This is a genomic window from Agromyces sp. P2_B3 (assembly GCF_056404815.1).
In genome coordinates this window covers 21,207-28,062 of record NZ_JBFUDH010000024.1, presented here as the reverse complement: position 1 = coordinate 28,062, position 6,856 = coordinate 21,207, and the positions used below count along the sequence as shown (strand labels likewise).

The following is a 6,856-nucleotide window of genomic DNA, read 5'->3' as shown; positions in this document are numbered from 1 at the left end:
GCGGGGGCCGCGCGGCGGGCGCGGCGGCACCGCCCCGGTCACGCGTCAGGACGGGATTCGCGGGTGCGACCCCGGCCATACCCGCAGATCCCGTCCTCACGAGGTCCCGGCACGCGCGGAGGGGCGGGAGCGGAGTGGCGCGGGGGTGCGTGGCGTGGCTCGGCTCGCCGCGCCGCCGTCAGCTCGGGAAGACGGGGTCGTGCGCCGGGGTCCGCAGCAGGGCGCCCTCGTGCCGCACGGTGGCCGCGGCGATCGTCATGGCCTCCTGCAGGGCGTCGGTCCAGGCATCCGTCGTCTGCGGCACGCCGTTGGTCGCGATGTGGTGCACGACCGCAGAGAGGGTGGCATCGCCCGCGCCCATGGTGTCGACGACGGGGCCGGGCAGCGTGACGATGTCGGCGTGCACCGACGAGCCGTCGGTGTGCAGGTCGGCGCCGGCGCGACCGGCCGTGGCGAGGATGGCGCCACCGCCATGCCCGGCGATTCCGCCAGCCGCATCGCCGCCGAGCCGTCGCACGAATTCGTCGAGCGAGTCGTCGAGCAGCAGCTCCGCGTCCTCGTCACCCACCTTCACGAGGAGCGAACGCGCGGCGAGGTTCTCGAAGTTCGCGAGGAACGCCGCCCGGTCGGCGAGCATGCCGGCGCGGGGGTTGCCGTCGACCACGAGCCGCTGCTCGGGCCGTGCCACCGCGTCGAGCAGCGCGGCGTACTGCGCGCCGTCGTCGAACGGGTAGCAACTCACCACGACGAGGTCGGCCTCGTCGAGCGCGGCGCGCACCGCGGTATCGAAGCGGATGCCGCGGCGCTTCGCAGCCTCGTTGAACTCGTAGCGCGGCTCCCCATCGGTGCGATCCGAGACCGCCCGAGAGGTGCCGTGCGCCGAGGGACTCTCGACGAGCCGCACGCCGTAGTCGCGCAGGTAGGCGCGGATGCGTTCGGCGGGTTCGTCGTCGCCGAGCATCGCGACCAGCGTGACGTCCTCGCCGAGCACCCTGAGGCCGACGGCCACATTGAGGGCGGCGCCCCCGACGAACTCGCGGGAGCCGTGCTCGTCGCGCAGCTCGTCGATGAGGGCGTCGCCGACGACGGTGACCCGCCGCGCAGGAGTGCTCGGGGAGGGCGTGGCGGCCGTGGGGTTCGCGTCGGTCATCCGGTCAGCCTTCCTCGCCCGGACGGATCTCGCCTGAGCCGCGTTCGATCAGTCGGGTGGGCACGATCGTACGTGCCGCGGGCGAGTGGTCGCCGTCGAGCCGCGCGAACACCCGCTCGGCGGCGATGCGCCCGATGCCCTGGGGATCCTGGGCGACCACGGTGACCCCCGGGTCGAGGAGGTCGCCGAGCGGCACGTCGTCGAATCCGACCAGGGCGGTGTCGTGGTGCCGGCCGAGCTCGCGCAGTCCGCGGATGACCCCGATGGTGACGAGGTTCTGGCTGCTGAAGATGGCGGTGGGCGGATTCGGCGAGTCGAACAGGGCGATCGTCGCGGCGCGGGCGGATTCCTCGTCGTGCAGGTTCTCGATGACGGGCAGGTCGCGCGTGGCGACGCCGGCCCGGCCGAGTTCCTCGAGGAAGCCGCGGCGTCGTTCGCGGGCGGTCTGGATGCCGGCCTTGTCGCCGAGGTAGGCGAGCCGGCGGTGTCCGTGCTCGAGCAGGTGACGGGTGGCGAGCGCGGCGCCGTCGGCGTTGTCGCTGACGACGGCGTCGGAGGTGATCCCGGCCGGCTCGCGGTCGACGAAGACCACTGGCGTGCCCCGCCGGAGCTCGGGGGCGAGGTAGGCCTGGCTGTCGGAGACGGTGGTGAGGATGAGCCCGTCGACACGTCGGCGCAGGAACGCGGCGACCGCCTCCTGCTCGCGGTCGGGGTCGTCGTCGAGGCTGGACGCGAAGACGGCGACGCCGTGCTCGAGGGCCGCGTCCTCGACGGCACGGTGCACCGCCCCGGCGAACGGGTTGTCGACGCTGCCGACGAGCAGGCCGAGGGTGCGAGTGCGTCCGTCGGCGCGGCGGAGGTTGCCGGCGTGCAGGTCGGGCTGGTAGTCGAGGGTGCGTGCGGCGGCGGTGACCCTCGCGATCGTCGCGGCCGAGACGTTCGGCTCGCCGTTGATCACGCGCGAGACGGTCTTCACGCCGACGCCCGCGAGCGCGGCGACATGTCGCATCGTCGGCCGGGAGCGGCCGCCCCCGGAGCCCGACGTGTCCTCTGACAACGATGTCACGATCTGCTCTCCAATGTGCCAAGTGGACTTGACTATACACATCGACATGGTCTAGACCTAACGTGACATCGTTGTCAGGGCGACAACGGTCACCCACGACCAGAGGAGATTCGTCGATGAATCACGCAGCACCCGGCGCCGTTCGCCGCCGCCTGATCGCAGTGGGCTCGCTCGCCGCGGCCACCGCACTCGCCTTCACCGGATGCGCATCCGGCACAGCCACCGGATCGTCGGATGGCGGCGACGACACCGTCGGCGTCTCGCTCATCGTGAAGACCACCACGAACCCCTTCTTCGTCGCCATGCAGGACGGCGCCGAGGCCGCCGCCAAGGACCTGGGCGTCGAGCTCACCATGGCCGCCGGCAAGGAGGACGGCGACGAGGACAGCCAGATCCAGGCCGTCGAGAACGCCATCTCCAAGGGCGACGCCGGCATCCTGATCACCCCCAACGGCCCCGCCGTCGAGGACGCGCTCGTCAAGGCCCGCGATGCCGGCCTGTTCGTCATCGCGCTCGACACCCCGCCGGCCGACCCCGAGTCGGTCGACATCACGTTCGCCACCGACAACTTCCTCGCCGGCCAGAAGATCGGCGAGTGGACCGCGGCGAAGCTCGCCGGCGAGAAGGCGACGATCGCGATGATCGACCTCTTCGACGACAAGGTCGTCTCGGTCGACGTGGCCCGCGACCAGGGCTTCCTCGACGGCATGGGCATCGACCTGGCCGACGACACGGCCAACGGCGACGAGGAGGCATCCGGCACCTACAGCGGCGGCGACTACGAGATCGTCGGCAACGAGGCCTCGCAGGGCGCCGAGGACGGCGGCCGCACCGCCGCCGAGACGCTGCTCTCGAAGAACCCCGACATCAACGTCGTCTACACGATCAACGAGCCCGCCGCGTACGGCGCCTACGAGGCCTTCAAGGCCGCGAGCGCCACCGACGGCCTCATCGTGGTCTCCGTCGACGGCGGCTGCGCCGGCATCGATGCGGTCAAGGACGGCATCATCGGCGCGACCAGCCAGCAGTACCCCGTCAAGATGGCCGAGCTCGGCGTGAAGGCGATCCACGACCTCGTCACCAAGGGCACGACCCCCGAGAACACCGAGGGCCTCGACTTCTACAACACCGGCGTCGAGCTCGTGACCGACGACCCGCAGGAGGGCATCGACTCGATCGACACCTCCGAGGCCGCCGACATCTGCTGGGGCTGACGCCCCGCACCGCACCGTGAGGTGGTGCGGCGTCGGTGACGGATGCCGCGAGCTCGCGCCCGGGGCATCCGTCGACACCAGCCGGGGCCGCACCACCGCACCCCCCAACATCGGAGATTTCACGTGAGTCAGCACACGACCGAGCCGCCCACGGCGGCACTCGACCTGGCCGAGGAGTTCCTCGACCGAACCACCCCGCTCAGCCGCATCCGCAACACGCTGCACCGCTACCCGGCGATCAGCCCGGCCATCGTGCTGGTGCTGTCCGTCATCGTGTTCGGACTGCTCAACGAGCGCTTCCTGAACCCGGCCAACCTGTCGCTCATCACGCAGCAGGTCGCCGTGGTCGGCACCCTCGCGGTGGCCCAGACGCTCATCATCCTCACCGCGGGCATCGACCTCTCGGTCGGCGCCGTGATGGTGCTGAGCTCGATGGTCATCGCCCAGACGACCGTGCAGGCCGGACTGCCCGCACCGGTCGGCCTGTTCCTCGGCCTGCTCGTCGGCCTCGCCGCCGGTGCGCTCAACGGCGCGCTCGTCACCCGGCTCAAGCTGCCGCCGTTCATCGTGACCCTGGGCACCCTGAACATCTTCGTCGCGCTGACGCTGCTCTACTCGGGCGGCGCCACCGTGCGCGGCGGCGAGATGCCCGCGCTGCTCACGTGGACCGGCAACACGTTCAACGTGCTCGGCGTGAACTTCACCGTCGGCGTCGTCATGATGCTGCTGCTCTACGTCGTCATCTCCTTCATCCTCGCGAAGACGGCGTGGGGCCGGCACGTGTACGCGGTGGGCGACGACAAGGAGTCGGCCCGCCTCGCCGGCATCAGCGTGAACCGCGTGCTGATGAGCGTGTACCTGGCCGCGGGCGCCATCCTCGCGCTCGGCGCGTGGATCCAGATCGGCCGCACCAATGCGGCCTCCCCCAACGCGGGCACCGACCTCAACCTCGACTCGATCACGGCCGTCGTCATCGGCGGCACGAGCCTCTTCGGCGGCCGCGGCACCGTGTGGGGCACCCTGCTCGGTGCGCTCATCGTGGGCGTCTTCCGCAACGGCCTCTCACTCGCCGGGCTCGACGTGCTCTGGCAGACCTTCGCGGTCGGCGTGCTCATCATCGTCGCCGTCTCCGTCGACCAGTGGATCCGAAAGGTACGCAAATGACCGACACCATCGCATCGGATGCCGCGGGCGGCGCGCCCGTGGAGACCCGGACGCCCATCCTCCGGGCCCGACGTCTCGTGAAGACGTTCGGCCGCGTCGTCGGCCTCGACGGCGTGAGCCTCGACCTCTACCCGGGTGAGGTGCTCGCCGTGATCGGCGACAACGGCGCAGGCAAGTCGACACTGATCAAGTGCCTGACCGGCGCCGAGATCCCCGACGAGGGCGAGATCTTCCTCGACGGCAAGCCCGTGCACTTCAAGCGCCCGCAGGACGCCCGGGCCGCGGGCATCGAGACGGTGTATCAGAACCTGGCCGTCTCGCCGGCGCTCGACGTGGCCGCGAACCTGTTCCTCGGTCGCGAGGAGCGCAAGCGCGGCGTGCTCGGCTCCGTCTTCCGCGTCGTCGACCAGAAGGGCATGCGGCAGAAGGCGAAGGACGAGCTCACCGCGCTCGGCATCTCGACGCTGCAGGACGTGACGGTGCCGGTCGAGAACCTCTCGGGCGGGCAGCGCCAGGCCGTGGCCGTGGCCCGCGCGGCCGCGTTCGGCTCGAAGGTCGTGGTGCTCGACGAGCCCACCGCGGCGCTCGGCGTGCGCGAGTCGAACCAGGTGCTCGAGCTCATCAAGAACCTGCGCGAGCGCGGCATCCCCGTGATCCTCATCTCGCACAACATGCCGCACGTCTTCGAGGTCGCCGACCGCATCCACATCCAGCGGCTCGGCAAGCGCGCGGCGACGATCACGCCGGAGTCGCACTCCATGACCGACGCCGTGGCGATCATGACGGGCGCGGCCCGGGGATGAGCTGGGCGAGTGAGGACGGCCGTGTCGAGCTCGTGGCCCGGTTCACCGCCCTGCCCGGCCGCGAGGAGGAGGTCGAGCGCCTCCTCCTCGACCTCACCGCGAAGGTCCGCGACGAGCCCGGATGCCTCGCCTTCGAGCCGCATCGCGTCGGTCCTGCTCCGGCGGGGTCGGGCGCGACGGAAGGACCCGAGCCCATCGGCACCGGGTTCGTCGTCGTCGAGGCCTACCGCGACGACGCGGCGTTCGCCGAGCATCTCGCCGCGCCGTACGGGGCCCCGTTCAACGCGGCGCTCGGGCCCCTGATCCAGGAGGACGGCTCGGTCCTCACGTTCCTGACCCGGCTCGGCTGAGGCCGACCCGCCCGAACCCGGCGGCGGCGCCCTGCGGAAGTCGCGGGCGCCGTCGCCGACCTCTGTCCGTCACCGATCGTCGGGGCCGCGGGCCGTCGCCCGTCAGGCGTGCGCGGCCCGGTACGCCTGGAACGTGCGGTCGAGCGCCTCGTCGATCGGAGTCGCACGCACGCCGAGCGCCGCGATGCGACTCGAGTCGACGACGAACGGCTCCTCGAACTCGTAGGCCATCTCGAGGAGCTCCCGAACGGTCGGATTGACCAGGCCGACGGCGCGCAGCGCGACCTTCGGCAGGCGTCCGATGCGCGGCTCGGTGCCTGCGAGCCGGAAGAACTTCTCGACCATCGCGCGACTCGTCCACGGTTGCGGGTCGTTCGGCAGGTGCCAGGCGGATCCGGTCACGCCGTCCGCGGTGCCGAGCACGGCGAGGCCCTCGCCGATGTCGGGCAGGTACGTGTAGCTGTGCACCAGGTCGGGATCGCCGAACAGGTCGACCCGCTTGCCGGCGGCCACCGTGTCGAGCACCCGGTCGCCGATGGGCGAGGCGATGCCCGCGCCCGGCCCGTAGTAGTCGGACGCCCGCCCGCTCACGACCTCGACGCGGCCCTCGCGGTGCGCCGCCCAGAGCTCGTTCGCCATGTCGAGCCGCACCCGCCCCTTGCGGGTGTGCGGCTGCTGCGGGCTCTCCTCGGTGAGCGGCCGGCCGCCGGTGCGGCCGTACGAGTACACGTTGTCCATGTTCACGAAGCGGGCGCCGGTCGCCTCCGCGGCGGCGAGCACGCCGCGCTGCAGCGGCGGGAAGTCCTCGGCCCACCGGTGGTAGACGGGGTTCAGGGTCTGGTAGACGGATGCCGCGCCGGCGGCCGCGCGGGTGGCGAATGCGGCATCCGCTGCATCGCCGCTGATCACCTCGACGTCGGCCAGCGCTGCGGCGTCGGGGCCGAGCGCCTCATGGCCGCTGCGGTTGACGATGCGCACGCCGAGCCCGCGGGAGAGCAGCGCGAGCGCGGTGGCACGGCCGACGGGGCCCGAGCCGAAGACGACGTGCAGGCGGGGGTCGCTCATGGTGCTCCTGATCTCGCGGTATCTCTGGACACTGTTCGGCGTTA

General features: G+C 71.6%; 7 protein-coding genes. 4 read left to right on the top strand and 3 right to left on the bottom strand.

Annotation, left to right across the window (positions count from 1 at the left end):
• Nucleotides 1–178: 178 nt before the first annotated feature.
• Entirely contained in the window at nt 179–1,150 is a 972-nt protein-coding gene (locus tag AC1DZA_RS19110; protein ID WP_476773937.1) for a carbohydrate kinase family protein, read from the bottom strand.
• 4 nt (nt 1,151–1,154) lie between these two features.
• The gene (locus AC1DZA_RS19105) at nt 1,155–2,159 is read right to left on the bottom strand and encodes a LacI family DNA-binding transcriptional regulator (RefSeq protein ID WP_476761404.1); all 1,005 of its coding nucleotides are present in this window, start codon (nt 2,157–2,159) and stop codon (nt 1,155–1,157) included.
• Nucleotides 2,160–2,332: 173 nt separating this feature from the next.
• Between AC1DZA_RS19105 and AC1DZA_RS19100 the strand changes: the two genes are divergently transcribed.
• From AC1DZA_RS19100 to AC1DZA_RS19085, 4 genes are all read left to right on the top strand, one after another.
• Nucleotides 2,333–3,430, top strand: coding sequence for a substrate-binding domain-containing protein (locus AC1DZA_RS19100; RefSeq protein ID WP_476773936.1), 1,098 nt, complete (start codon nt 2,333–2,335; stop codon nt 3,428–3,430).
• A gap of 123 nt (nt 3,431–3,553) precedes the next feature.
• Nucleotides 3,554–4,594, top strand: a complete 1,041-nt coding sequence (locus AC1DZA_RS19095) for an ABC transporter permease (RefSeq protein WP_309975495.1) — start codon at nt 3,554–3,556, stop codon at nt 4,592–4,594.
• Nucleotides 4,591–5,397 (top strand): ATP-binding cassette domain-containing protein, encoded by an 807-nt coding sequence (locus AC1DZA_RS19090; RefSeq protein WP_309975493.1) that lies wholly within the window; start codon nt 4,591–4,593, stop codon nt 5,395–5,397. Before AC1DZA_RS19095 ends, AC1DZA_RS19090 begins: the two co-directional genes overlap by 4 nt.
• Nucleotides 5,394–5,747, top strand: coding sequence for a putative quinol monooxygenase (locus AC1DZA_RS19085; RefSeq protein WP_476773935.1), 354 nt, complete (start codon nt 5,394–5,396; stop codon nt 5,745–5,747). The genes AC1DZA_RS19090 and AC1DZA_RS19085 overlap by 4 nt, the downstream gene beginning before the upstream one ends.
• 102 nt (nt 5,748–5,849) lie before the next feature.
• Here AC1DZA_RS19085 and AC1DZA_RS19080 read toward each other — a convergent pair whose 3' ends face one another.
• The gene (locus tag AC1DZA_RS19080) at nt 5,850–6,812 is read right to left on the bottom strand and encodes an NAD-dependent epimerase/dehydratase family protein (RefSeq protein WP_476773934.1); all 963 of its coding nucleotides are present in this window, start codon (nt 6,810–6,812) and stop codon (nt 5,850–5,852) included.
• Between the last annotated feature and the right edge of the window lie 44 nt (nt 6,813–6,856).

Bases quoted from the DNA above. Each gene is read 5' to 3' on its own strand.
- AC1DZA_RS19110 (WP_476773937.1), bottom strand. From the start codon at position 1,150: ATGACCGACGCGAACCCCACGGCCGCCACGCCCTCCCCGAGCACTCCT.
- AC1DZA_RS19105 (WP_476761404.1), bottom strand. From the start codon at position 2,159: ATGCGACATGTCGCCGCGCTCGCGGGCGTCGGCGTGAAGACCGTCTCG.
- AC1DZA_RS19100 (WP_476773936.1), top strand. From the start codon at position 2,333: ATGAATCACGCAGCACCCGGCGCCGTTCGCCGCCGCCTGATCGCAGTG.
- AC1DZA_RS19090 (WP_309975493.1), top strand. From the start codon at position 4,591: ATGACCGACACCATCGCATCGGATGCCGCGGGCGGCGCGCCCGTGGAG.
- AC1DZA_RS19085 (WP_476773935.1), top strand. From the start codon at position 5,394: ATGAGCTGGGCGAGTGAGGACGGCCGTGTCGAGCTCGTGGCCCGGTTC.
- AC1DZA_RS19080 (WP_476773934.1), bottom strand. From the start codon at position 6,812: ATGAGCGACCCCCGCCTGCACGTCGTCTTCGGCTCGGGCCCCGTCGGC.